Below are 23,874 nucleotides of genomic sequence, written 5' to 3'. Positions count from 1 at the left end.
TAGTTTCCTCATGTTAACTGGATTTAGAAATCATAAGAATACTAATTTCATTGCTTGAAAAGGAGGAAAAAAGCATGCAAATCGGATTAAATATTCATACATTATCTCAACCTACTAAAATAACTCCTTCTAGTCTTGAGCATAATACTATCTCTTCTACTAAACTTGAAGGTAAGAAAGCGAATGATCCTATCAAGTTCGATATTCGTTCATCTGAAAAAGAAATGAAACAGCCTGAGCATAAATTTAACGAATTAGATTTATGGAAGATGTTAAAGGATAAAGGTGTTCCTTTATGGATCATCCTTGAAATGCTACAAAAGTCTCGTAAAGAAAAAGAAGCTCAAAATAATTCAGTTCAAAATTCAAATGCGATTGAAGAAACGAGTGAGACTCGATTAAATGAAGTAATGTAAAGCATAATATTTGATTGGTCTATAAACTAAAAAGAGTTCGAGGTTGATAAAATTTTCATCAGCCTCGAACTCTTTTTTAAGGTCTTTCTCCAATCGTTACAAACTGAAAAGATACTTCTCCTTCCAAACCTTTAATTAGCTTTTTTACTTTGACATTTTCATTAACCAATGTATTATCTGTCGACATTTTAGGCTTTTCGTCACCTAGAGATTTTTTCAAATGAAGAAGGTGCATTTTCGTTTCATTTTCCTTTATTTCTTTATACACACTATTTTTTGATACAATCACATACCATTGCGTTGGATATTTACGAGTGTTACCTATCCAAGCGTCGCTATCGTATGAAACTGGAATCTCTTTTTCTTCTAATTCAATACTTTTCATATTCTTTTCGTCTTCATGTGTAAACAACAGCGAGCCTTCTTTTGGGAATTTCGGTAACGTATCTATTAGTTTTAAATTGGATCCATTATCTCGTTTACGAAAAACATTTGCTTTAATCATCGCTTGTGCTGTAGATTCATTTAAAATTAATACCTGTCCATTTCCAACTTTACCTTTTTTCACAGAAAACACTTCATTTTCTTTCGTAATTTCTTGATAACGATTAATAATTGGTGAAATTTTATTTTCATCTCCAATGATTAATAAACCGTTTGCAGGAAATGGATTTTCCTTTTTAGAGCATGCACTAAAACTTATTAAAAGTAGTATCGTTAACATAAAAATAGTTAAAGTTCTTTTCATCGCGTTTCCTTTCATCATACAGTTCATTTTTTCACATACTTTTGTGTAGTCTTACAAGCTAATATACTCTATTGCTCCATAACTTTATAAAGCTTTTGTAGGTAACGCCAACGAGTTATAAAGAAATATAAAACTTGTATACATATAAATGAAATTAAAATAACGATCGAGCTATTTAAAATAGAAAAATCGACTAATTGTTGCAGTGCCGTATACGCAACTACAGTATGAATCACTGCAATGATAATCGGTAAGAAGAACATTAATACTAACTGTCTCGTTACAACTTTTTTTAACTCTCGTTTACTTAATCCCATTTTCGAAATCATTTTATATTGTTGTTGATCACGGTCCAAATCAGTATATAATCGGAAATAAATAAAACTAGCAGCAAATGTAAAGAAAACGATTCCGACTAAAACACTTGCCATAAGTAATAAACCATTCTTTTGCTTTGCCTCCAACAAGTTTAATGTTAAAGCTTCAAAGTAGAAATCTCTGTCCCTAAGATCTTTATCGAATACATTCTTTAATTGATTTGAAATCTCTTTCGTTTTTATCCAATCATCTACAACAAATCCGTAAGTACGATGTTGAATATTTTCATCTTTTGGATTACTCGTATGAGGAATTTCATCATACACATGATCTTGAACAGCAATATAAATACTACTAGGATCATGTGGTAAAACTAAATTTCCCACAGTTTTTTTCACACGAAATGTCTTTGTCCAATCTCCTTGAATGACTTCAATATTTTTTTTATAGTCACCATTTTTAAATTCTTGTTTTTGTGACACCCTCCCAGGGATTAGTAAAATTTCATCTTCTTTTTCAATCGTTTCTTGTTGGTACCCGAGTGCTCTCGTAAGTTCGTTATATTCACTTAATTTCAATAAATTTACGTTACTTTCTGTAAATTTATTTGAAGATGAAGCCATTCGGTACGGAATATTTGCATCCTCAAGATGTTTTTTTATAATAGAGAGATGTTTATCTACCAATTTGTTGTTTTCAGAGCTTTCATACAGAAATGTATATGGGTTTGTCATCCATACTAAATTCCTATTACCAAGAGCAGCTGTTGTACCGATTGCTGTAAATGCAACTGCTGAAATAATAGATACAATGAAAAACATCGTTGCGTTATCTTTCATACGGTAAATTAATTCTGAAAATGTTAATATATTTGTTCGCTTTAAAAAGAATGATTCACTCCTTTTAGCAAGATACAATATATACACGCTACACTGTGTATATAAAAAGTACGTTCCTATAATGACTAGAAGTACACCCATTCCGAGCGTAATAAAATTCGTACTTGGGATAAAGCGAAATACTGAAATATATCCATAGCCTATACTAATTAAAGAAAATAGCGATAATAGAATAGAAGCTTTCGGTTCAGGCTTTGGCTTTTCCTCTGCTTGAATAAGTTCCACAAGTTCCGTTACTTTTATCATTTTAAAAGTAACAAGCGAAACAATTAAAAATAATAAAAGAAATGTGATGACTGTTAATAATACCGCCTGCACTGGTATATAAAAAGGTAAACCATTACTAATCATTAATACACTTGCGCTTATCAATAACACTAGTTTAGAAAATATGAGTCCGATGAAAATCCCTATACAAATTGACCCAAGTCCAATTAACATATTTTCAATTAATAATAATTTCTTAAGCTGCCTCATTGACATTCCTTGCATCATTAAAATGCCAAATTCTTTCTTACGCATTTTTAAAAATGAACTAACTGAATATAGAATGAAGAAAAATGAAAATACAAAAATCAAGCCTTGCGAAATTGTAAATCCTAATGTTCCAAATGCACTTATTGTTGTACTCGTCGATTTTAATTCCCCTTGTAAATCAGGATGAAATAATAAAAGGGCATACGTAAAGAAAATCATAATAGAAAATGCACAACTTAAAAAATGGGCAGCGTATGTACGCTTATTACGAAAAATATTATTAAATGCGAACTGACGAAAAGTCATCCCTTTTCCCTCCTAACAAAGAAAGGACATCCATAATCTTTTGATAAAAGGCTTGCCTGCTGTCACCGCAATAAATTTCATTATATAATTGACCATCTTTAATAAATATGACTCTGCTGCAAAAACTGGCTGCATAAGGATCATGTGTAACTAACATCATCGTTGCTTTTTCTTCTTTATTAAGAGTATCTAGCATCTCCATTACATCATTTGAAGATTTAGAGTCTAAATTCCCTGTTGGTTCATCTGCAAGTAATAATTGCGGTTTATGAACGATAGCACGAGCGATTGCTGTTCTTTGAGCCTGACCCCCTGATATTTCAAACGTTCTTTTACTCAATATATCTGTAATGTTTAACTTCTCTGCAATTTCTTCCACTCGCCTATTCATTTCTTGCACAGAAACACCATCTAATGTCATCGGCAATACGATGTTTTCTTTTACAGTAAGTGTGCTAAGAAGATTAAATGATTGAAAAACAAATCCTAATTGTTTCCTGCGGAATAACGCTAAATCTTCTGATGATAATTGGAAAGGATTTGTGCCATTAATTAAAATTTCTCCCGATGATGGAGAATCAATAGTAGATACCATATTCAATAACGTTGTTTTCCCACTACCTGACGGGCCCATAATTCCTACAAATTCACCTTCTTGAATTGATAAATCAATATCCACCAATGCTTTAAAAGGTATTTTCCCTTTATATACTTTACTAATACTTTTTGCATGTAAAATTTCCATTTATATTCTCCCTTCATTTCCACTGCTCACTATAAAGTGTAAATGAATTGTCTTATAGCACATATTGATTCATCTTTCATTTATCTTACACGCTTGTAAGATTTCTGAAAAAACAGACAATACATCTATAACAATACCTATTTATCTTATATTATTTGTAAAGTAGTATGAAATACAACGCTACTTATTTCTAATATTCATGACCTTATTAATTAAATGAATTTCTCGTTTAGAATATGTGTAGACTGAAGTGATGTTTAGCGTCATTAATAGTCGCAATTGTTTTATCCCTTACATTCTTTATTAGCAAAGTGTGAAAGATTATAAAGAATAAATATACAACTTCAAAACGGTAAATAACAACTTATACTTTATAAGTAAAATCAAAAAGTAAATATTACGTAAAAAAGCTTAGAGTTTTAGCCCTAAGCTTTTCTTTTTTATAATGATTTTATTCCATTATAGCCCTTTTTAAAGAACAACATTTTTTATCCACTCTGATTTACTCAATAGATAATGATTATATAGTTGATTTTCTATCGTCTGTTGGCTCATATAAGTAAATCCGCATTTTTCAATAATTTTATTTGATGGTACGTTGTTAATTAAAGCAATTGCATTTAAGACATCTAAAGTGGTGTTTTTAAACAAATAGTCAATCAATCCTCTAGTCGCTTTCGTAGCGTAGCCATTATTTTGATGCTCCCTTGAAATAGCATACATAATTTCTCTGTTCGGTGAAGGGAGTTCTTCTTTAATGCCCGTACAGCACCATCCAATAAATTCATTTGTATCTTTAATAAATACTCCTAGTTTTAAAAAATGACCCTCTATGTTTGATGAATTTGTAGCAGCATCAAGAAATACTTTATTTGCTGGTATTTCATAATTTGTAACCCAATTAACTCGTTGTTCTTTCGTTGATTTCCAGTCTGGCAAAAATTTTTCTATTTCCGGTTGATTCGATATTTTATAAATATTCTCCGCATCTTTAGTGGAAAACTCTTGTAAGTAAATATCACCACAATCTAGTCTAAATAACTTAGTTGAATTTTCTTCTCCCATGGTAATCTCCCTTAATCACGTTTAAAAATCAGTAATTATGGGTACCTCTTAGCTAGAGGTACCCATAATTACATTAAAGTGCCTTTATCTGCTTCGTAAGTTCTTTGAATCGTTCGTCAAGTTCTTCATATTCTTTGTCGTTAGAAGTTAAAAAGCTTAATTTACCTAATACTTCTTGTCTCTCTGTTTCTAACGTTAAACGTAGCTCTTCAATATCATCTCTTGTTTTTGTAGGTTCTTTTAGCTGCTTTTGTATCGTATTATTTGAAAACACAAGTTTCGTGTTAGTTGTTTTCTCTAGAAAATATCGATCGTGAGAAACGATAACTAGTGTTCCATTATACTCCGCTAATGTATTTTCAAGCTGTTCACGTGAAGGAAGATCAAGGTGATTTGTCGGTTCATCTAAAATAAGTACATCTTTTTCATCTAAAATATAAGCCATTAACTTACATTTCACTCGTTCTCCCATGCTCATATATTCAATCGGCTCTTTCCATTGAGAAGCTTGGAACCCTAAATGTTTCATTAAATTTTGGACTTTCCCTCTTTCTTCAAATGAATCTTTTAAAAATAAATCTTCTGGCGTTTTATCAAGTGGTAAATCAAATACTTCTTGTGTTAAATAACCGATGTTTGCAGATGGTGAAATCCATATTTCTCCTTGCACAGTTTCCGTTCCCATAATCATCTTCAGTAATGTTGTTTTCCCGCTACCGTTTGGTCCAACAATCGCAATCTTCTCACCGTGCTGAATTGTAAAATTAACGTTTTCAAATAATATTTTTCCATGAAAGTCTTTTTTAAATTGCTTTACTTCTAAAAAGCGTTTTCCCACTTTTTTATTCGCTTGAATAGAGAACTCAACTGAGTACTCCTCTTTCACACGTTCTACTTTCGTTTTCTCTAGCTCTTTTTCAAGACGTTTTCGTTTTGACTTAACTTGTGCATCCGTTCGCTTCGCTTTTACACGATAAAACTCTTTAAAACCTTCTTGTTTTGTAGACTGTGCATGCGCTTTTTGTGACCATGAACTTAATTCTTTTATTTGTGATTCTACAAGTTCAAGACGTTTTTGTTGTTTTTCATATTCACGCTGCTGCGTCAATCTTTTTTGCTCACGTGCTTTCATATAACTCGTATAATTACCGCTATGCTCAATTAATTTCTTATCCTCAATTGACCATATTTTTGTTGCGACAACATCTAAAAAATATCGATCATGCGATACGACGATAACTGTATCTTTCATATTTTTTATTTGTTTAATGAGAAATTCCGTACTCATCTCATCTAAATGATTTGTCGGTTCGTCTAATATTAGGACGTTAGGATTTTCGGCAAATCCTTTTGCAAGTCGAACTTTAAGCTTTTCACCACCACTTAACGTAAGAAAATCGTTCGTTGGCACGCCCCATTTCGCAAGAAGTTCTGCTTCTTTTGCAATTACATCATTACTAATAAACGTTTCTGTTTCTTGTTCAACATATGCCGTTGTCATATTCATTTGCTGCCATTCAACAGTACCTTTTGATGGCTCAATCTTCCCATTGATTAATTGAAGCAACGTTGATTTACCAGCACCATTTTTACCAATTAATCCGATAACATCTCCTTGTTTTACTGTAACATTCATTTTCTCTAACAAAGTATTTTCCATTATTTCAACATAAACATCATTTAATTTTAAAAGTTCTTTCATATTACCGATCCCTTTCATTAAGGGAGAACAAAAAAATCCTCCCAAAGTAATTTTGGCAGGATTAGTCGTTACATTATTTATACCCAAATAAGCTATTACGCAAAACAAATAGCAATACCGTTGTTTGGAATTGGGCAGACTAATCCTATTTTTTACAAATTGAAATTTATTTAATTTCAACATTTAAAAATAAGATTAGTTAATCATCGTCCACCCATCATTCCTTTCCATCGTTAATAACCATATTGTACCATAGTGGTATTGCATGCGTAAATATTATTATATGTACTGCAAAAAAGTTTATTTTCCCTCTTTGCACTTCATATCAATAAAACACAAGCTACATTTTCATGTTCTTCTTGCTTTAGATTTCCCTATCTATAAACTTCTATATACTCCTCCTTATATAATTTTTATATAAATTTATCATGAATTATATATTATACATATTAAATTTCAGTTCTTATAATAAAGATATCATTTTTAAGGGGGGATTCTACAATGGAATTTAGCAAACTAGGAAACAGTGGATTAACAGTAAGTAAGATTGCATATGGGAACTGGATAAACCATGGTGGAAAAGTAAACGAAGATACTGCAAATGATTGTGTGAAAGCCGCACTAGATGTCGGAATTACAACGTTCGATACTGCTGATGTTTATTCGGACACTATCGCTGAGGAAGTACTTGGCCGATCTTTAAAAGGTATACGCCGAGAAAGTATAGAACTATGTACAAAAGTATGTCATCCGACTGGACCTGGAAAAAATGATCGTGGATTATCGCGAAAACATATTATAGAAAATTGTAATGCATCATTAAAACGGTTGCAGACAGACTACATTGATGTCTATTATGCACATAGATTTGATACAACAACTCCCCTTGAAGAAACAATGTTAGCTTTTGCTGATCTTGTAAGACAAGGTAAAGTCCTTTACTTAGGCGTAAGTGAGTGGACATCAGAACAAATCACCCGCGGTGCAGCACTTGCACGAGAATTGAACATTCCACTCATCGCTAGCCAACCTCAATATTCGATGTTGTGGCGAGTTATTGAAACTGATGTAATACCAACATGTCAACGTGAGGGACTTGGTCAAGTTGTTTGGTCTCCCCTTGCACAAGGTATTCTCACAGGAAAATATCAACCTGGTAAACCAATACCGAATCAATCACGTGCTAACTCTGATGCTGGTAAACCATTTTTTCAAAAACTCGTGCAACGTTGGATGAGTGATGATGTACTCACTGCAATTCAGAAACTTAATCCCATCGCGCAAGAAACTAATCTTACCTTATCTCAACTCGCTGTTGCTTGGGTACTACAAAATCCAGCTGTTTCCTCTGCAATTATTGGCGCATCAAATCCGGAGCAAATAAGAGAAAACGTAATTGCGTCTAGTGTTAAATTACAACCTGAAATTATGGATCAAATTGATGGTGTACTAAAAGGTTTCATTGAGTACGATCCGAGTAAAACAGGTTGAATCATCAGTGACTTTAAAATAAAAATAGAAGTTTCCCTTTCCAAATTCCCACTGCCCATCCTATCAAGATGGGCTTTTACTTTTCAAATTCAAATTGTGAAGTCGCATAAACCTCTCTAACAACAGTTAAGAAGTTCTCTAACACGACAGACTTTTCATCTTGTCTCCATCCAACATATAAATTTATTTTCGGTGTATTTTCTTGAATGTCTTTATACATGACACCCGATTTTTTATAACTTTCCACCGATGATGGAACGACAGAAATCCCCATTCCTGCTGCAACTAAATTCACAATCGTTTGCATTTGGATCGCCTCTTGAACAATGTTTAAACTTACTCCATGTTCCCAAAAGTAACTAATAATTAAATCATAAAAGTTAGTACCGAAATGACGAGGAAATAAAATAAATGGTTCATCAACTAATGATTTCATTGAAATGTTAGGTAACGAAACTAAAGGATGATCTTGATGCAAAACTAATTTTAAACATTCTTCAGAACAAACTTCGGAAGCTAATATTTCATTATTCTGCTTGGAACGAATAAATCCAATATGAATTTGTTTTTCATATAGCGCTTTTATTTGCTGGTCTGTTGTCATCTCACGTAATATGAGCTGAATTTTAGGATACCGTTCTCGAAATGTTTTTAATATGTCTATAACTGTTTCTGTAGAATCAACAAAACCAATGATTAAATGTCCGGTTTTCCCTTCATTCGCGAGCTGTGTTTCTTTAATGGTTCTATCTACCTGCAGTAACGTTTGCCGCGCACCTTCTAAAAATATTTTCCCCGCGTCAGTAAGTTCAACCATTCTTTTTGTTCGATGAAAAAGTTGAACTCCTAATTCTTCTTCCAACTTTCGAATTTCTTGGCTTAAAGGCGGTTGTGCCATCATAAGACGTTCTGCCGCACGACTAAAGTTTAATTCTTCTGCCACTGTTATGAAATATCTCATTTTTCGAATATCCATTACAATACCCCCTACCATTAACAACTAACAAAGAATTCTCTTTTATTACTACAAATCATTTAGCTGAAAATAGCGAATTTTTCATTTTCGTATCAAACATTGCTTGTCCTGCATTGCGAATAGCATCTATCGCTGCATGAGCTGTTACGTCTTTTTGTGGATGCACTCTATTTCGGCCTTTTGCAATGACATTATAATTTTCATCAATAATAACTGCTCCTACTGGATATATGTTTTCTTTTAGCGCCTTTTCTGGCTATCTCCAAAAATAATCTGTCTCTCTCAAGATTCATATAAGTCCCCACCTTTTTAGTTGAAAACGCTTTACAAAATATCCCTTTAATTGAAACGTTAACTTCCTCTGGCAATAAAACTACTACAAAATGAAATTTAACTTTGACTGCTTTGGAGTATCTTCTCATAATTCAAATGAACTATTTCTAACTTTATAACAATTGCTTTCCCTCCGATGATTGCGTTATCCCATCAATACCTAAATACTGGATTTATCTTCATAAGAACTTCTCATTTTTTTCACATATACTTTAAAAAAGGAAACCATTTTTGAATCTCCTACATTAAATAATTATTAACACGCAAATATTTCCAACAAAAAACAAATCTAAACTCCAAAGAAGAATTTTATAATGAAATAAGTTTGCGAAAGGAAGTTTTTTATGAGTTCTAACAAAAAATCCAAGTCATCGGATCCGTGTGAAAAATTCCAACAACCTTGTTTTTCTTTTGTTTCCTCTTGTGATAACAATAATTGTTGCACACCTGTTTTCTTTTCGTTTGCTCAACAACAAGAATTATTACAAGTACTAAGCTTGTTAAATCAAGCTATTCTTTCCTTTTTCACAAAACCCAATCTGACAACTGCACACGTTCTTCAATCAGCGTTACAAGCAGTATATGATTTATTAACAACAGTACATCCAAATACTCCCCAAAAAGAATTAGTTCTACAAACCATACAAGAATTAATCAGTTCCATACCCAATGCATCTCTCACTCAAATATCAGCATTATTCCAATTTCTATTCAAAAACTTGTCTTCTCTTATTAGTTGTTCAAATATATCGACTCCCTTGTTACAGCAGATATTTAACTTAATTTTACAAGGAGTCTTGAATAGTTCACTATTAAGCATTACTGGACCGACTGGACCGCAGGGTGTGCAAGGTATTCAGGGAACTGAAGGACCCGAAGGACCTACTGGATCACAAGGCGTGCAAGGTATTCAGGGAACTGAAGGACCTACTGGACCTACTGGACCACAAGGTGTGCAAGGTATTCAGGGAACTGAAGGACCTGAAGGACCTACTGGACCACAAGGCGTGCAAGGTATTCAGGGAGTTCCTGGGCCGCCAGGACCGACTGGTTCGGGGACAGGAATGGGAGTTCCTGGGCCGCCAGGACCTACTGGACCACAAGGTGTGCAAGGTATTCAGGGAACTGAAGGGCCCGAAGGACCTACTGGATCACAAGGTGTGCAAGGTATTCAAGGAACTGAAGGACCTGAAGGACCTACTGGATCACAAGGCGTGCAAGGTATTCAGGGAACTGAAGGACCTGAAGGACCTATTGGACCACAAGGCGTGCAAGGTATTCAAGGGCCACCAGGAGAATGTGAGTGCCCAACTGGTCCTGTATGTAATTTCCTTGTTTATGCTACAAACGCCGGAGCCATTGATGATCCAACAAATGATACTGTTTCTGTTATTAATTCTGGTACAAATACAGTTGTCGCTACTATTACTGTAGGAAATGCTCCACTTGAAGTAGCAGTATCACCTAATGGGACTCGTGCTTATGTTTCAAACATTTTTTCTAATACTGTTTCTGTTATTGATACCGCAACCAACACAGTTGTTACTACCATTCCTGTTGGAATCAATCCAATTGGTGTAGCTGTTTCTCCAGATGGAACAACTGTTTATATTGGAAATCATGGTAGTAATACTGTTTCTGTTATTAATGCCGCAACCAACGCAGTTGTTGCTACTATCCCTGTTGGAATCAATCCACAAGGAATCACATTTAATCCCATTGGTACTCTTGCTTATGTTGCAAACGAATTAAGTAATACAATTTCCGTTATTGATACTGCTACCAATACAGTTATCGCTACTATCCCTGTCGGCATCCGCCCTAGAATAATTGTCTTTACACCAGATGGAACTCTTGCTTACGTCACAAATCAAGCTAGTAATACTGTTTCTGTTATTGATACTTTTACTGATACAGTTATTACTACAATTAACGTAGGCGTCGAGCCTGTTGGTATAGCTATTACACCGGATGGAACTCGGATTTACGTTGTGAATAAAGTTAGTAATACTGTTTCTGTAATAAGTACGTTGACAAACACTGTAATTGATATCATTCCTGTTGCACTATCTCCTGATCAAGTAACCATCATACCAGATGGGACTCGTGCCTATGTTACAAATCAAGCTAGTAATACTGTTTCTGTTATTGATATTATTACTAATACCGTTATCGATACTATCCCAGTAGGTACTGCTCCAACTGGGATAGCAACCGGAACTATTTGCGAATAATATAAAGAACAGAGAGACACGGATGGTTTTTATTAGTATCGATGTGGTATGCTATATTCTTTCTTTAACTACGTTTGAACAACTATAGTAAAACTTAATATTCTGTCAAATACAAGGGTGACATGATTGTATTTCTCCACTCTCCCTTGAAGATGAGCAATTAGCTTTTGCTAGTTGCTCTTTTTCTTATTAGCCCTGTTACTATTTAATAAGGTAAGCATATAATATGGATATAGGACACGTTCACTCATATGCCCTCACATTGAAAGAGGGTATTTTTTATTACATATTAAACTAACGCTTTTGTTCAAATTCCATTTAGCTTTTTCAAATTTATTGCTGACTCTCCCCAAAAACCTACGATGAATTCAACATTCATATTCTGCACTTGTCCCTCTGTATATTCGTAAAAGTCCATTGCTCCACGTTGCGCAAATCTTTCTGCATACTCATCTTCCTTTACAGGTACAGAAACTATAAAACTCATATGTTCGTTATATTTGTGGTACAAAACAAGGCTAAAAAGCTTATCTCCAAAGTTCCTTAGCCTAAATCACTTTTACACATTACAAAATTTAATTCGTACAACGGTACCTTTACCAACTTCTGAATGGATTTCCACACTATGTCCTAATTGTTTTGTAATTTCATATACAAGATATAGCCCCATTCCTGTTGATTCTTTAAAATCTCTACCGTTTTCTCCTGTAAAGAAAGGTTTAAATACTCTTGGTAAATCTTGCTTCGGTATCCCTACGCCACTATCAATAATTTCAAGTACGACTGTATTACCTTCCTTACATGCTTTCACTTTAATCTTTTCTCTACTACCTGATGAATATTTAATCGCATTTGATATAATTTGTCCAATTAAAAATTGTAACCATTTCGCATCACTTTCTACAGTAATACCCTTGTCAATTTCAAGCTCTGGATATACAAAATTCCGAATGAAAAAGCGTTTATGTTCATGCACGGAATCATTCACTATTTTATGTAGTTGTACTCTTTCTACATAAAAATCTTGTGTAAATGCTTCTAAACGCGCGACATACAAAGCCATCTCTAACCCCTTTTTCAACCTATCTGTTTCCTCATTAATACTTTCAAAACGTGAATCCACTTCATCCTGTGTAATTAATTCTATTACAGATAAAGGTGTTTTCATTTGATGAATCCACTGATTCATAAAGGTTAAATGATCATTATTTTTTCTCTCTTGTAACTGGAGCTGATTTTGATAATGGCGATATTGCACCTCGAGCAGATCTTGGAGAGCAGTAGACAAAACTGCAAAATCAGATTTTTGAACAGATTCATCCAAAGATTGCATCGGATTTGCTAAGCGTTCATAGAAAGAACGATGTGTAAAGTAACGAAAAACTAAATAACTTATCATAAAAAAAGCACCTAAAAACATTGCATATAATGCCGTTGTAATGTGGTTATGCCCATCAAACCAATATACGAGGAATATAGCTAGTAGTTGGATTGCTGTAAAACAAATGAGTGGTATATGATCACGTATAAACAGCTTTATCATTTTTCCATACCATTACCCCAAGTAATATGTAATCTATATCCAACACTACGAATTGTTTCAATTGCTCCTTCAATATGTAACGTTTTTAACTTTTTACGCACACGTGTGGTATTTACACTTAATGTATTATCATCAACATAGGATTCACTATCCCATAATTTATTTAATAACACTTCTCTGCTCACAACACGCGGATAGTTTTTCATTAACATCTCTAATAAAATGGCTTCGTTTCTCGTTATATCAATTTCTTGGTTTCTAAGCTTTAATACAAGTCTTTCGGGATATAAACAAAGACCTTGTTGCTCAACCATACGTTCTTCTAGTTTCGGTGCATAATCTCCGTAAGCACGTCTTAAATGACTACGAATTTTCGCCATTACAACTTCATAGTGGAACGGTTTCGAAATAAAATCATCGCCACCATTTTCTAATGCCATAACTTGATCCATCGTACCTTCGCGAGCCGAAATAAATAAAATCGGACATGTAGAAACCGCACGAATTTGACGACACCAATAATAACCATCAAAACTTGGTAAATTAATATCTAATAAAACTAACTCTGGTTGTTCTTCTAAAAATATGTCTAACACATTTTGAAAATCCGATACAATAATTCCTTGGTAACCATATTTCGCAACATATGTTGATAATAGCTCCGCAATTTTCATATCATCTTCTACAATCATAATTTTGACCATTATTGAACTCCTTTTAATTCACAATCTCAAATATACTTATACAAAATAAATACTACCTCTTTTTATTTAATCCGTAAATTAAAAAAGGATACTTTTATAAAACAGCATCCTTCTACTATTATTCTTATTTAATATTAAATTTACTCCAATTAAAACCCAGCTTCTCCACATAGTCCATTCTTAGTTCCATCCGTGTCGTTTTTAGTGGATCCACAACTTGGCAAACTTTTAAATTACCCGCTGCTGATAATAAAAGAGTTGCATCAGCTTTAGCCATTTCTAATTCTTCATGTAAAAATGTCACCATATTATGTACAGCACGATTCGCTGCATCGTCTAACAATTTCTCTGAAGCAATCGTCATTATTTTTTCTTTTTGGATAGCCATCGGTAGTGGCCATTGCTTTCCTTTTATAATTTGAACTGTTACAGTTACTTCCCCAGCGACTTCGACTCCACTTACACCAATTTCACCGTCACCCATCGCAGCATGTAAATCACCTAACGCTAATAGTGCCCCAGGTACATTGACTGGTAATAGTAATGTTGTTCCTTCTTTTATCTCTTTACAATCCATATTCCCACCGTGATCATGCGGTGTACCGCATGAAATACTCTCTTCTTTAGGGGCCGTGCCAATGACACCAATCATCGGATTAATTGGTATTTGTAGTTCATCCGAAAATATTACATGTTCATTTTGGATTGGAACAATTTTCACTGTATTTTCATTTAGCTCATTACCCATTACACCAAGGTTCGCACCTGTAGCTAAAACACCCTGCTCTGAAATTTTAATCTTTTCAATCATTACGACTAATATATCACCAGGTTCTGCTCCTTTAATATATACAGGGCCAGTCGCTGGATTAATTCGATTCCAATCTAGTTCTTGAAATAAGACATTTTCCGAATCAATTTGATTTTCAAAGCAGTCATACGTCTCAAATACAATCCGACTCCCAGTGTCTACTTCTATACATGGCTCATTATTTGGTGACATTGCATAAATGATATGTTCTTTATGAATACGATACATACTACCTCTCCCTTTTCATTATTATCTTCTATAACTAATTAGCTCTAATTCATACAAGTTCCTCTTGAAATTCAAAGATATTTTCATGTAAAAAAGCACTTAGCTTATTTTAAAACATACAATCTTTACTATAAGAGCTAAAGAAAGGTGGTATCACTATGCCCCTTATTCCATACAACGAAAGTGACGTTGATTTACTAGCACGTTTAATCCGTGCTGAAGCTGAGGGCGAAGGACGACAAGGTGAACAACTTGTTGGCTGCGTTGTCGTAAATCGTGTGTTTTGTGATTGTTTAGATTTTAAAGAGCTTCGATCTGTGCGTGATGCAGTATATCAAAGCCCTGGCGGATTCGAAGCGGTTCAATACGGATACTTTTATCAACGTGCCCGTGAATCAGAAAAAGAAATCGCAAGAAAAGTTTTACAAGGTGAATGGCGCTGGCCAGCACGATGGGCTCTTTGGTATTTCCGTCCAGTCGGAGCTTGCCCACCCGAGTGGTATAATCAGCCGTTTGCAGGGCAATTTAAAAGCCATTGCTTTTACGAACCACGTGGTGATGAATGCCCAAAAATGTATTCACGATAGCAAAAATTAAGCAACGCAAGTACTTATTCTTTTGAGTACTTGCGTTATTTTTTAATGTACTTTAGAAATCTAATAATGTGACGAATTTTCTGGCGCCTACCACATGTATTAATAAAGGTATACGTGGACCACTTGATTGATTCATAATGAGCCTATATATAATGGTAAATAATTGTTTTTGATTTTCTTTCATTATTTTTTTATTTTCATGATGACAAATCGGATACAATTGTTCCATTAAGTTAGAATAATCTTTATTAGAACGAAGTATTTTACAAACTTCTACTAGCCATTTTTTCTGCCTTTCATCTAATGTGTTATAAAACTCCGTATTTTTCTCTTGATTTACCGCAATTAATTTTTCAGATTGAAAGTTTCTTATCCAATGCTCTGCACGATTACTTATCGCTACCATTTCAGGTAATCCATAGCTCCTATCTATTTTCTCTAATATATCTTGTAAAATAGATGAATCAAAATTTAATAACGGTAAAGTTCCTGCTACTTGATTAAATTTTGGATACTCTTTAAATCGGCTATCAAGTCTAGAAAGTTTAATTGCATCAAATAAATCTTCATTTTTGAGCATTTTATTTTCATAACTGTCCTTCAGTCGTTCATACTCTGTATAATTTCGAATCACATCTTCATCAAGGCCGATATGAAAAGCTGCGCCCGGCTTATATTTTGCAAACACAAAAAGAATTACTTCTGGTAAATACACTTTGAATAAGTCGCTAGGTGTAATACTATTCCCTAAAGAACTGGACATTTTTTCATGATGCCCTTTAATTCCAATGAAATCATAAGCAATGTAATGAGGAGCTTCATAATTGAATATTTTCCTTGCAATTTCTTTTGATACATTATAACTACCCGTTTCCGATGAATGATCTCTTCCGCCCGGTTCGAAAATAACATCTTCTATCATCCATCTCATCGGCCAATCGATTTTCCAATTCAGTTTCATTTTATTTGTATTTAATACCGATAATTCATTTTGATTTCCACATTCACAGTCATACCGAACTGTTTTTAATGTTTCATCAAAATGTGTAATAGTTGTTGCATCTTTCCCGCACCTCTCACAATATAACGTAACTGGATAAAAGTTTTCTCTATCTTCTTCTCGGTGTACTCCTGTTTTAAAATCCATTAAAATATCATATATTTCTTTCCTTTTATACAAAGCCTCTAATATGTTTCCGTTATACCTTCCGCTTCTATATTCAGCATGTTGATAAATGAATTCTACTTCAATTCCAAATGCTTGGAGCGATTTTTCAAACTCTTTTTCAAAATGCTCTGCATACGAGTCATGACATCCATACGGATCTGGAATATCAGAGTATGGCATACCAAGATACCTTGCAAAAGATGGATCAATATTTTGGGGAACTTTTCTAAATCTGTCATAATCATCCCACGAAAAGATAAAACGAGTCTTCTTCCCTAAATCTTGAAGTGCCTTTACAACGAAATAAGTCGTTACTATTTCACGGAAGTTTCCAATATGAACAGAACCAGATGGACTAATTCCAGATGCACAAACAAAAGTTTCTTTATTTGGATGTTTTCTAATTAATTCATGTGCTACTTCATATGCCCAATGCATATGCCACTCACCTCAATTGTATTTTTTGTTTTCACATTTTCAGTTTTTATAAAACAAAAAAACTCCCACCCCCAAGATTTTTCATCTTGAGGACGAGAGTTATTAGCTTCGCGGTACCACCTCAGTTTGTTAATACGTCACCATATTAACCTTTTCAGGTACGGCAAACTATGCTTATACCCTATCTCTATAACGGGAGAACCCGTCGCACCATCCCTAAATAAATTAGTTCCTTGCGCAGCTCCAAGTCTTTTTTCATTAAGATGTATACCGCTCTTTCTCAGCTACCAGAGCTCTCTGTACGTATTCTTTCTTAACTACTCTTCTCTTCAATACCATTTTAATTATTAGTTTTTACATATGATAATTTATAATATATATATTGTCAAATTTTTCTGAACCCATGTTAATCAAACATTTTTTCACTATCTAAAAAAAATGTTTGATTGCTTCTAATTGTATCTTGTGACTGCACTCATCACAACAATATGCCCCTTTTCGTTTCTCCTTAAATCGCTTATACTTTTCACTTCCTTCATATACGCGACAGACATTTTTACATGAGAAGCAAATAATTTCATAAAACATCATATGCATTTTCCTCCCCATAGTTATACGCTATTTTCGGATTATTTGAGAAGGTATTCTTTTTTATAAGTACATCTTTATTTCAATCCAACAAAAGGTTTACCTCCATTTTTATCGAATTTTATATGTATCTTTATAGGATAGAGGTGAATCATATTGATTAGAAATATAGAATTAATTGTTGATGCAAAGTCTAGCTTAGCTGAAGGCCCTTGCTGGAATGAGAAAAAACAAATTTTATATTGGGTTGATATTATTGAAAAGAAATTATGCCTTTATAATCCCGTTAATAATACAAACCGAGTGATAACTTTTGACCAACAGATTGGTTGCGTTGTTCCATATTTAGATAATATAGTACTTTTAGCTATGGAAAGAGGCTTTTACTCTCTTAATCTAAATACAGAAAAACTTACGCATATATATGATCCTGAACCACATTTATTAGAAAATCGTTTTAATGACGGGAAATGCGATCCAGCTGGCCGTTTTTGGGCTGGCACTACAGACTTATACGGCATTAATGCAGCTGGTTCCTTGTATTGCTTACATAATAATTTCACCGTAGAGAAAAAAGTTTCACATGTGAATACTTCAAACGGAATCGCTTGGTCATCTGATCATACATACCTTTACTTTATAGATACACCTACTAAAAAAGTGGTTCGCTATCATTATGATATATATACTGGAGAAATTCGTAATCCAAGTGATGTAATCATTTTTTCTGAAAATGACGGTCTACCTGATGGTATGACAATTGATGAAGAAGGTTGTTTATGGATTGCACATTGGGCAGGTTCAAAAGTAACTAGATGGAATCCCTCTACTGGAGAACAAATATTAAGTATTCCAATTCCAGCGTTATATGTAACATCATGTACATTTGGAGGACCTAATTTAACAGATTTGTATGTTACAACAGCCAGAACAAGAATGACGGATGACGGATTAAAAGAGTATCCACATGCTGGTGGTATTTTTCGAATTCAAACAAATGTTAAAGGTTGTCCAACCTACTCATTTCACCATGAAACTATTGGAGCTGAAACACTATGAACAGAATCGATTACATAAGACAAGAAGAAAAGAAATATCACGATCTTTGCTATGAACAATATAAATTATTCGAAGCGGGATCTTGGCTTTATAAACCTGTTAAAATAGTTATGAACATGCTGAACTATTTTGAAGGACAGAAAGACCTACAAATACTTGACCTTGGCTCTGGTGTCGGTAGAAACAGTATTCCGATTGCACAAAAAATAATGAATAGTGGCGGCACTGTTACTTGTGTTGATCTACTTGATTCAGCTTTAAAGAAGTTACAAATTTATAGCAAAGAACATGGTGTATTTGAATACATAAAAACGGAAGAATCAGCAATTGAAGACTACTATATTCCCTTTAATACTTATAACTACATCGTTGCAGTATCAAGTTTAGAACATGTGAAATCAGAAGAAGACTTTAAGAAAGTGCTTCACTCTATGAAAATTGGCACGAAAATTGGCGGTATTAACTGTTTAATAATCAACTCTAACATTCAAGAGATTGACTTGGAAACGAATCAAAAATTAGATGCGTTAGTTGAAATTAATCTTCCTACTAAAGAAATGATATGGACACTAAAAAGCGTTTATTCTGAATGGCAAAAAATAAAAGTTGGAATAAAGAGTTTATCGTATGATATTGTACGTAACGGAAAAAGCATTAAATTAAAAACGAATGCGATTACTTATGTCGTTCAAAAATTATAGTGTATGCGAGTGGGGACAATCTTTATTTTATCCAGTCACCACTCGCATATTTATGTAAAGTTCATTCCATTTTAATTACAATTTTCCCTCTAGTATGCTGACTTTCACTTAAAATATGAGCTTCTCTAACTCCTTCTTCATTAAACGGTACAACTTTACTAATGATTGGTTTGATTTTTTCTGCCTGAATCAAACCTGATAATTCGTCTAATAGATTTCCACTTGGTTTTAACCATAAAAAACCTGATTTTATTCCCTTTACTTCATGAAGCGGTTCATGGACGATAGAGATTAGGACGCCACCAGATTTAATAACTTGAAAACTTTTTTCTTGTACTTCTCCACCAATTGTATCTAATACAATATCGAAATCTGGTAGTAACTCTTCAAATTTATCTTTTTTATAGTCAATAACGAGATCAGCCCCTAAGGACTTTAAAAATTCTTCATTTTTACTACTTGCAGTTGTTGCGACAAAAGCTCCAAATGATTTCGCAATTTGAATTGCAATACTTCCTACTCCACCAGCACCAGCATGAATGAATACTCGGTCATTTTCTTTTATTTGCGCATAATCCACTAGACTTTGCCAAGCTGTAAGTCCTGCGAGGGGTATAGATGCTGCTTCTTCAAAACTAAGATTATTTGGCATGTGAGCTACTAAATTTGATTTTACTGTAATGTACTCAGCATAAGAGCCTTTTCCTATATTTTCAGGTTTCGTAAATACTTTATCCCCTATTTTGAAAGAATCCACATCTTCTCCAATTTCTTCAATTACGCCAGCGACATCTAAACCTAAAGTGATCGGAAATGAAAATCGTAACTTTCCTTGTAAGTCTCCTTGTCTAATTTTCCAATCAACAGGATTTACAGAAGTTGCATGAATACGTATTAATACCTCATTACACTTAACAACCGGTTTTGGAACTTGTCTTTCTTGTAATTCTTCAATACTGCCATATTGATCAATAACAATTGCTTTCATTTCCTCTCCTCCTTGTTGTTTATTTTAATCATTTACGATTATTTTTCAAAATATTTTGTTTTGGTTGAAAATAAATATATTTGGAAGTGCTATGTATGTTACTCTACTAACTAAGAGTCCAGAGTACAAAAGACATTTACCTTACTTTCATACAATCTAATTTTCAGTTAAGAAAAACGCAAAGTTATACCTTCTTTATTTGATAATGAACTTTAATTGGAACGGAGAGTGTTCTATGAGTGAGCAAGTATTCAAGGTAAACGGTATTGATATATGTACAGAAAGCTTTGGTAACCCTAATAACCCAGCAATTTTATTAATTATGGGGGCTACATGCTCAATGGTTTATTGGGATGAAGAATTTTGTGAAAGGTTGGCTAGTACAGGAAGGTTTGTCATTCGCTTTGATAACCGTGATGTTGGGCGCTCTGTTACATATGAACCTGGGACTTCCAATTACACTGTAGCAGACCTCGCTGAAGATGCAATCGGGGTACTCGATGCATATCATATTGACAAGGCACACCTTCTGGGCATGTCATTAGGAGGTATGATTGCTCAAATTGCTGCAGTAAAACATCCAGAAAGAATTTTGTCCTTAACATTACTAGCAACAAGCGTTATTGGATCTGATAACAATACTCGTGATTTGCCTCCAATGGACGAAAGAATTTTGACACATCATGCTAATGGTGCGAATTTAGATTGGACAAATAAAGATGTTATAGCGAAATATTTAGTTACAGGATCACGTCTACTCTGTGGATCAAAGCGTATATTTGATGAAGCAAGAACTTTGAAACAAGTAAAGCAAGAAATAGAACGTGCTAACAATTTATTAAGCATGTTTAACCATGCCCTCCTTACAGGTGATGATTCTTATGAAGGTATACTCAAGTCATTACTAGTACCTACTTTAGTAATTCATGGTACGGACGATACGGCTCTTCCACTTGAACATGGACTCGCACTTATTGATGAAATTCCGAACGCAAAACTAATAACCCTTGAAGGTTCAGGACATGAGAATCATCCCGATGACTGGGCCGAAATTATTAAAACAGTTTCAAAACATACATCTAAAATATAAGATAAAAACAACTAATAGAAATAGTGATACAATTACAAAAGCCCATCACTGCATTTATATGTATAGTGATGGGCTCTACCTATGATTTTCTATGTTCAAAAGAATGGGCAATCTAATTGATCAACAGATTCCCACGATTTTTTTTTTACATTTCCGGTGGATTTACTATTTTCTAGTGGTACGTTTTTAAACGGATTCATTTCAACTTTTAATAGAGATGATGGTTCTACATATAAAGAAAAAACATGGCTACTTGGCAAGGTTTTCGATACATCAATATCTCCTACTTGTTTAAATAATTGCTGGGCTGCAAAGAAAAAGAAATTAGTTGGATTAGATTGTTTATTAAGCCAAGCAATCATTTCAGGCGATACTGATTTATTAATATTAATTTTCACTCGATCACCACGTTTATATCGCCTAGATCGCATACATCCACCAACTAACTTATCGTTAAGTTTGTAAACCCTAACTCTTTTTGCTTATGCTCTCTATATTTTGGCGAACATGTATATACTAATAACCCACGTGCATTTGTAAATAACGGGTTATCTACAAAAATTACATTTTTCAAGCGTCCTTTTTGTTTCAAAATCATTTTCAAGCTATTTTTAATAATAACTGCGCCCCCACCATAAATAAATACATATGGATCGTCTTTCATATCATCAATTTTGTTAATAATATCCGTTGCGACACGTGCTGCTAAACCTAAAAACGCTGGTTGTGATTCCTCAACTAACAATGCATTTCTTGGGTGCTTTTCATTTAAATAAATTTGGTTAAATTCTGTAATACTATCAATTGTTTTCGTAGGATATTTCCGATTCCACCTCGTAATAATTTGTAGTAACGTTTCTTTTACACCGTACGATAATCCTTTACTTAATTGCGGACGAAAATTTACCCCTAATGAAACAACTTCTTCCGTTGTCCCCGCGCCAATATCAAAAGACAATAAAGTTTTATCTACAAAATCAATTTCTGAAACTTGATTTTGTTCACATTCTATTTTATGTTTCACAACATTTCCTTCCTCATCATATACAATCCCCCACGTCCCAGAAGCGCCTTCAGGTAGACATTTACAAAACTCAATAGAAACATTAATCGTAACATCGCGCCCATTCGGATAATGAAAAATGACCTTGTGATTACCCATATACCGTTTCGCATTTTCAGCAGCGATTTCCTGTGTAATAAGTTGCATTGGAAGAGCCACCGATAAATCATAACGAATATTAATATGACTTGAAGTTGGACTTTGACGCATAGCACTTATCGCTAATCCTGAAAGGATTGTAATAACCATCAACTCATCAGTAGATTTATTTGATTTCTTCTCCACTTCAGTACCTTTTAATTGATCTTGAATCACTTTTTCTCCAACGATGTATCGTACATTATTGAACATTAGCGATGGAGAACTAATGGTCACATCGATGTGATTCTCTAATTCTGACGATGAAACATCACTCTCATCTAACAACCCCGTAGGCTCACCTATATATAAAGAATAAATACTCGGAATAAAAATAGGTTCCTGCCCTTTCACCATTAACTTCAAACCATTATTTCCTGCATCTGCACCAGCTTTTAAAAGAATAGACATAACTACCCCCTAATTTAATCTGACATCCCTTCCAAATATATGCGAGCCCATTCTTTTACATTCAAATGTAATGTAATTTTTTCTTCATCCTTTAAACAAAATATCACAAATATTCATTTTTCGTGTAAAAAGTATTTGACATGAAAATTTTCCAATTTTATACTATGGTTGTAAAGATTTTTTGACAATGGTGGAGGTGCAATTATATATTGAATACTAAAAAGATTATTTTTGTAATCATTGTTTTATCGTTAATCGTGATACTCGGACATGGCGCATACAAATACGCAACTGAAGGTTCAATTTTGGGTGGAACGATTTTCGCTGCTTCTTTAATACTTAGTAATTTAATTAATCATATTACATGGGGAGATCCAAACGGAGTATCGGAAGAAAGTCAAGATGAGATGGGACAACAAATTACCTATAAAAGCTTTAAAATTTCTTATTTTGTACTTATGTGTGTGATGTTTCTTATTTTAATATTTTCTGAAGGATTTTCATCCCTATTACTCGATGAAATAAAGAACCTACCTTTATTTATGGCACTTTGTTCTTCATTCTTTATTTATCCTATCGTTGAGCTCATTGTCGCCAAACAATATAAATAAAAAAAGTGGTTTTCTGTAAATAGAAAA

General features: G+C 33.8%; 23 protein-coding genes, 1 pseudogene and 1 other annotated feature. Of the genes and pseudogenes, 8 read left to right on the top strand and 16 right to left on the bottom strand.

Features of this window, described 5'->3' with window-relative positions:
• Positions 1–74: 74 nt before the first annotated feature.
• Positions 75–416: a DUF3914 domain-containing protein gene (locus tag ACFVQC_RS20605; protein ID WP_377896262.1), complete on the top strand. Its 342-nt coding sequence runs from the start codon at positions 75–77 to the stop codon at positions 414–416.
• Positions 417–492: 76 nt separating this feature from the next.
• On the opposite strand, the gene ACFVQC_RS20600 is transcribed toward ACFVQC_RS20605, so the two are convergent.
• The 5 genes from ACFVQC_RS20600 to abc-f all read right to left on the bottom strand — a co-directional run bounded on the left by ACFVQC_RS20600 (position 493) and on the right by abc-f (position 6,676).
• Entirely contained in the window at positions 493–1,182 is a 690-nt protein-coding gene (locus ACFVQC_RS20600; protein WP_377899091.1) for a lipoprotein BA_5634 family protein, read from the bottom strand.
• A 50-nt stretch (positions 1,183–1,232) separates the two neighbouring features.
• Entirely contained in the window at positions 1,233–3,164 is a 1,932-nt protein-coding gene (locus ACFVQC_RS20595) for an ABC transporter permease (RefSeq protein ID WP_377899090.1), read from the bottom strand.
• Entirely contained in the window at positions 3,139–3,909 is a 771-nt protein-coding gene (locus tag ACFVQC_RS20590; protein ID WP_377899089.1) for an ABC transporter ATP-binding protein, read from the bottom strand. Before ACFVQC_RS20590 ends, ACFVQC_RS20595 begins: the two co-directional genes overlap by 26 nt.
• 471 nt (positions 3,910–4,380) lie before the next feature.
• On the bottom strand, positions 4,381–4,974 hold the full coding sequence (locus ACFVQC_RS20585; protein WP_377899088.1) for a GNAT family N-acetyltransferase: 594 nt from the start codon (positions 4,972–4,974) through the stop codon (positions 4,381–4,383).
• 73 nt (positions 4,975–5,047) lie between these two features.
• Positions 5,048–6,676 carry a ribosomal protection-like ABC-F family protein gene (gene abc-f, locus ACFVQC_RS20580; RefSeq protein WP_377899087.1) on the bottom strand — a complete coding sequence of 543 codons (1,629 nt, stop codon included), beginning with the start codon at positions 6,674–6,676 and terminating at the stop codon, positions 5,048–5,050.
• 501 nt (positions 6,677–7,177) lie between these two features.
• Here abc-f and ACFVQC_RS20575 point away from each other — a divergent pair.
• Positions 7,178–8,167, top strand: a complete 990-nt coding sequence (locus ACFVQC_RS20575) for an aldo/keto reductase family protein (RefSeq protein ID WP_377895793.1) — start codon at positions 7,178–7,180, stop codon at positions 8,165–8,167.
• Between the two features lie 76 nt (positions 8,168–8,243).
• On the opposite strand, the gene ACFVQC_RS20570 is transcribed toward ACFVQC_RS20575, so the two are convergent.
• On the bottom strand, positions 8,244–9,143 hold the full coding sequence (locus tag ACFVQC_RS20570) for a LysR substrate-binding domain-containing protein (RefSeq protein ID WP_002065604.1): 900 nt from the start codon (positions 9,141–9,143) through the stop codon (positions 8,244–8,246).
• A gap of 64 nt (positions 9,144–9,207) precedes the next feature.
• Positions 9,208–9,436, bottom strand: a pseudogene (locus tag ACFVQC_RS20565) (cytidine/deoxycytidylate deaminase family protein); the annotation flags it as partial.
• Positions 9,437–9,820: 384 nt separating this feature from the next.
• Between ACFVQC_RS20565 and ACFVQC_RS20560 the strand changes: the two are divergent.
• Complete coding sequence (locus ACFVQC_RS20560; RefSeq protein WP_377899085.1) at positions 9,821–11,710, top strand: YVTN family beta-propeller repeat protein; 1,890 nt, start codon at positions 9,821–9,823, stop codon at positions 11,708–11,710.
• A 307-nt stretch (positions 11,711–12,017) separates the two neighbouring features.
• Here ACFVQC_RS20560 and ACFVQC_RS20555 read toward each other — a convergent pair whose 3' ends face one another.
• From ACFVQC_RS20555 to ACFVQC_RS20540, 4 genes are all read right to left on the bottom strand, one after another.
• Positions 12,018–12,197, bottom strand: coding sequence for a hypothetical protein (locus ACFVQC_RS20555; protein WP_219918882.1), 180 nt, complete (start codon positions 12,195–12,197; stop codon positions 12,018–12,020).
• Between the two features lie 72 nt (positions 12,198–12,269).
• The gene (locus ACFVQC_RS20550; RefSeq protein WP_219921045.1) at positions 12,270–13,253 is read right to left on the bottom strand and encodes a sensor histidine kinase; all 984 of its coding nucleotides are present in this window, start codon (positions 13,251–13,253) and stop codon (positions 12,270–12,272) included.
• The gene (locus ACFVQC_RS20545) at positions 13,250–13,957 is read right to left on the bottom strand and encodes a response regulator transcription factor (protein ID WP_377895786.1); all 708 of its coding nucleotides are present in this window, start codon (positions 13,955–13,957) and stop codon (positions 13,250–13,252) included. Before ACFVQC_RS20545 ends, ACFVQC_RS20550 begins: the two co-directional genes overlap by 4 nt.
• A 124-nt stretch (positions 13,958–14,081) precedes the next feature.
• Positions 14,082–14,996: an acetamidase/formamidase family protein gene (locus ACFVQC_RS20540; protein WP_377899083.1), complete on the bottom strand. Its 915-nt coding sequence runs from the start codon at positions 14,994–14,996 to the stop codon at positions 14,082–14,084.
• A gap of 158 nt (positions 14,997–15,154) precedes the next feature.
• On the opposite strand from ACFVQC_RS20540, the gene ACFVQC_RS20535 reads away from it, so the two are divergent.
• A complete protein-coding gene (locus ACFVQC_RS20535) occupies positions 15,155–15,583 on the top strand; it encodes a cell wall hydrolase (RefSeq protein ID WP_001128405.1) in 429 nt (142 codons plus the stop codon).
• A 61-nt stretch (positions 15,584–15,644) separates the two neighbouring features.
• On the opposite strand, the gene lysS is transcribed toward ACFVQC_RS20535, so the two are convergent.
• Positions 15,645–17,198 carry a lysine--tRNA ligase gene (gene lysS, locus ACFVQC_RS20530; protein WP_377899081.1) on the bottom strand — a complete coding sequence of 518 codons (1,554 nt, stop codon included), beginning with the start codon at positions 17,196–17,198 and terminating at the stop codon, positions 15,645–15,647.
• A gap of 85 nt (positions 17,199–17,283) precedes the next feature.
• Positions 17,284–17,540, bottom strand: a binding site (T-box leader).
• Positions 17,541–17,627: 87 nt separating this feature from the next.
• The gene (locus tag ACFVQC_RS20525; RefSeq protein ID WP_377895777.1) at positions 17,628–17,795 is read right to left on the bottom strand and encodes a DUF2197 domain-containing protein; all 168 of its coding nucleotides are present in this window, start codon (positions 17,793–17,795) and stop codon (positions 17,628–17,630) included.
• Positions 17,796–17,942: 147 nt separating this feature from the next.
• Here ACFVQC_RS20525 and ACFVQC_RS20520 point away from each other — a divergent pair, with 147 nt between their 5' ends.
• Both ACFVQC_RS20520 and ACFVQC_RS20515 read left to right on the top strand, forming a co-directional pair.
• Positions 17,943–18,845 (top strand): SMP-30/gluconolactonase/LRE family protein, encoded by a 903-nt coding sequence (locus ACFVQC_RS20520; RefSeq protein WP_377899080.1) that lies wholly within the window; start codon positions 17,943–17,945, stop codon positions 18,843–18,845.
• Entirely contained in the window at positions 18,842–19,546 is a 705-nt protein-coding gene (locus ACFVQC_RS20515; protein ID WP_377895770.1) for a class I SAM-dependent methyltransferase, read from the top strand. The genes ACFVQC_RS20520 and ACFVQC_RS20515 overlap by 4 nt, the downstream gene beginning before the upstream one ends.
• A 61-nt stretch (positions 19,547–19,607) precedes the next feature.
• On the opposite strand, the gene ACFVQC_RS20510 is transcribed toward ACFVQC_RS20515, so the two are convergent.
• A complete protein-coding gene (locus ACFVQC_RS20510; protein WP_377899079.1) occupies positions 19,608–20,534 on the bottom strand; it encodes an NADP-dependent oxidoreductase in 927 nt (308 codons plus the stop codon).
• A 235-nt stretch (positions 20,535–20,769) separates the two neighbouring features.
• On the opposite strand from ACFVQC_RS20510, the gene mleBCA reads away from it, so the two are divergent.
• Positions 20,770–21,624, top strand: coding sequence for a BCA family alpha/beta fold macrolide esterase (gene mleBCA / locus ACFVQC_RS20505; RefSeq protein WP_377895766.1), 855 nt, complete (start codon positions 20,770–20,772; stop codon positions 21,622–21,624).
• Between the two features lie 95 nt (positions 21,625–21,719).
• On the opposite strand, the gene ACFVQC_RS20500 is transcribed toward mleBCA, so the two are convergent.
• Both ACFVQC_RS20500 and ACFVQC_RS20495 read right to left on the bottom strand, forming a co-directional pair.
• Positions 21,720–22,055 (bottom strand): hypothetical protein, encoded by a 336-nt coding sequence (locus ACFVQC_RS20500; protein ID WP_377895764.1) that lies wholly within the window; start codon positions 22,053–22,055, stop codon positions 21,720–21,722.
• A gap of 11 nt (positions 22,056–22,066) precedes the next feature.
• Complete coding sequence (locus ACFVQC_RS20495; RefSeq protein WP_377895761.1) at positions 22,067–23,236, bottom strand: ParM/StbA family protein; 1,170 nt, start codon at positions 23,234–23,236, stop codon at positions 22,067–22,069.
• 209 nt (positions 23,237–23,445) lie between these two features.
• Here ACFVQC_RS20495 and ACFVQC_RS20490 point away from each other — a divergent pair, with 209 nt between their 5' ends.
• A complete protein-coding gene (locus ACFVQC_RS20490) occupies positions 23,446–23,847 on the top strand; it encodes a hypothetical protein (protein ID WP_377899078.1) in 402 nt (133 codons plus the stop codon).
• Positions 23,848–23,874: the final 27 nt, after the last annotated feature.

It is taken from the genome of Bacillus sp. NPDC057893 (assembly GCF_042796455.1).
Lineage (GTDB): Bacteria > Bacillota > Bacilli > Bacillales > Bacillaceae_G > Bacillus_A.
The sequence above is the reverse complement of the archived record's forward strand: the minus strand, read 5'-3'. Positions and strand labels throughout refer to the sequence as shown.

Bases quoted from the DNA above. Each gene is read 5' to 3' on its own strand.
- ACFVQC_RS20510 (WP_377899079.1), bottom strand. From the start codon at position 20,534: ATGAAAGCAATTGTTATTGATCAATATGGCAGTATTGAAGAATTACAA.
- ACFVQC_RS20495 (WP_377895761.1), bottom strand. From the start codon at position 23,236: ATGTCTATTCTTTTAAAAGCTGGTGCAGATGCAGGAAATAATGGTTTG.
- ACFVQC_RS20535 (WP_001128405.1), top strand. From the start codon at position 15,155: ATGCCCCTTATTCCATACAACGAAAGTGACGTTGATTTACTAGCACGT.
- ACFVQC_RS20575 (WP_377895793.1), top strand. From the start codon at position 7,178: ATGGAATTTAGCAAACTAGGAAACAGTGGATTAACAGTAAGTAAGATT.
- ACFVQC_RS20545 (WP_377895786.1), bottom strand. From the start codon at position 13,957: ATGGTCAAAATTATGATTGTAGAAGATGATATGAAAATTGCGGAGCTA.
- ACFVQC_RS20525 (WP_377895777.1), bottom strand. From the start codon at position 17,795: ATGCATATGATGTTTTATGAAATTATTTGCTTCTCATGTAAAAATGTC.
- ACFVQC_RS20590 (WP_377899089.1), bottom strand. From the start codon at position 3,909: ATGGAAATTTTACATGCAAAAAGTATTAGTAAAGTATATAAAGGGAAA.
- ACFVQC_RS20560 (WP_377899085.1), top strand. From the start codon at position 9,821: ATGAGTTCTAACAAAAAATCCAAGTCATCGGATCCGTGTGAAAAATTC.
- ACFVQC_RS20595 (WP_377899090.1), bottom strand. From the start codon at position 3,164: ATGACTTTTCGTCAGTTCGCATTTAATAATATTTTTCGTAATAAGCGT.
- ACFVQC_RS20550 (WP_219921045.1), bottom strand. From the start codon at position 13,253: ATGATAAAGCTGTTTATACGTGATCATATACCACTCATTTGTTTTACA.
- ACFVQC_RS20600 (WP_377899091.1), bottom strand. From the start codon at position 1,182: ATGATGAAAGGAAACGCGATGAAAAGAACTTTAACTATTTTTATGTTA.
- mleBCA (WP_377895766.1), top strand. From the start codon at position 20,770: ATGAGTGAGCAAGTATTCAAGGTAAACGGTATTGATATATGTACAGAA.
- ACFVQC_RS20585 (WP_377899088.1), bottom strand. From the start codon at position 4,974: ATGGGAGAAGAAAATTCAACTAAGTTATTTAGACTAGATTGTGGTGAT.
- ACFVQC_RS20515 (WP_377895770.1), top strand. From the start codon at position 18,842: ATGAACAGAATCGATTACATAAGACAAGAAGAAAAGAAATATCACGAT.
- abc-f (WP_377899087.1), bottom strand. From the start codon at position 6,676: ATGAAAGAACTTTTAAAATTAAATGATGTTTATGTTGAAATAATGGAA.
- ACFVQC_RS20605 (WP_377896262.1), top strand. From the start codon at position 75: ATGCAAATCGGATTAAATATTCATACATTATCTCAACCTACTAAAATA.
- ACFVQC_RS20540 (WP_377899083.1), bottom strand. From the start codon at position 14,996: ATGTATCGTATTCATAAAGAACATATCATTTATGCAATGTCACCAAAT.
- ACFVQC_RS20570 (WP_002065604.1), bottom strand. From the start codon at position 9,143: ATGGATATTCGAAAAATGAGATATTTCATAACAGTGGCAGAAGAATTA.
- lysS (WP_377899081.1), bottom strand. From the start codon at position 17,198: ATGCATTGGGCATATGAAGTAGCACATGAATTAATTAGAAAACATCCA.
- ACFVQC_RS20500 (WP_377895764.1), bottom strand. From the start codon at position 22,055: ATGCGATCTAGGCGATATAAACGTGGTGATCGAGTGAAAATTAATATT.
- ACFVQC_RS20555 (WP_219918882.1), bottom strand. From the start codon at position 12,197: ATGAGTTTTATAGTTTCTGTACCTGTAAAGGAAGATGAGTATGCAGAA.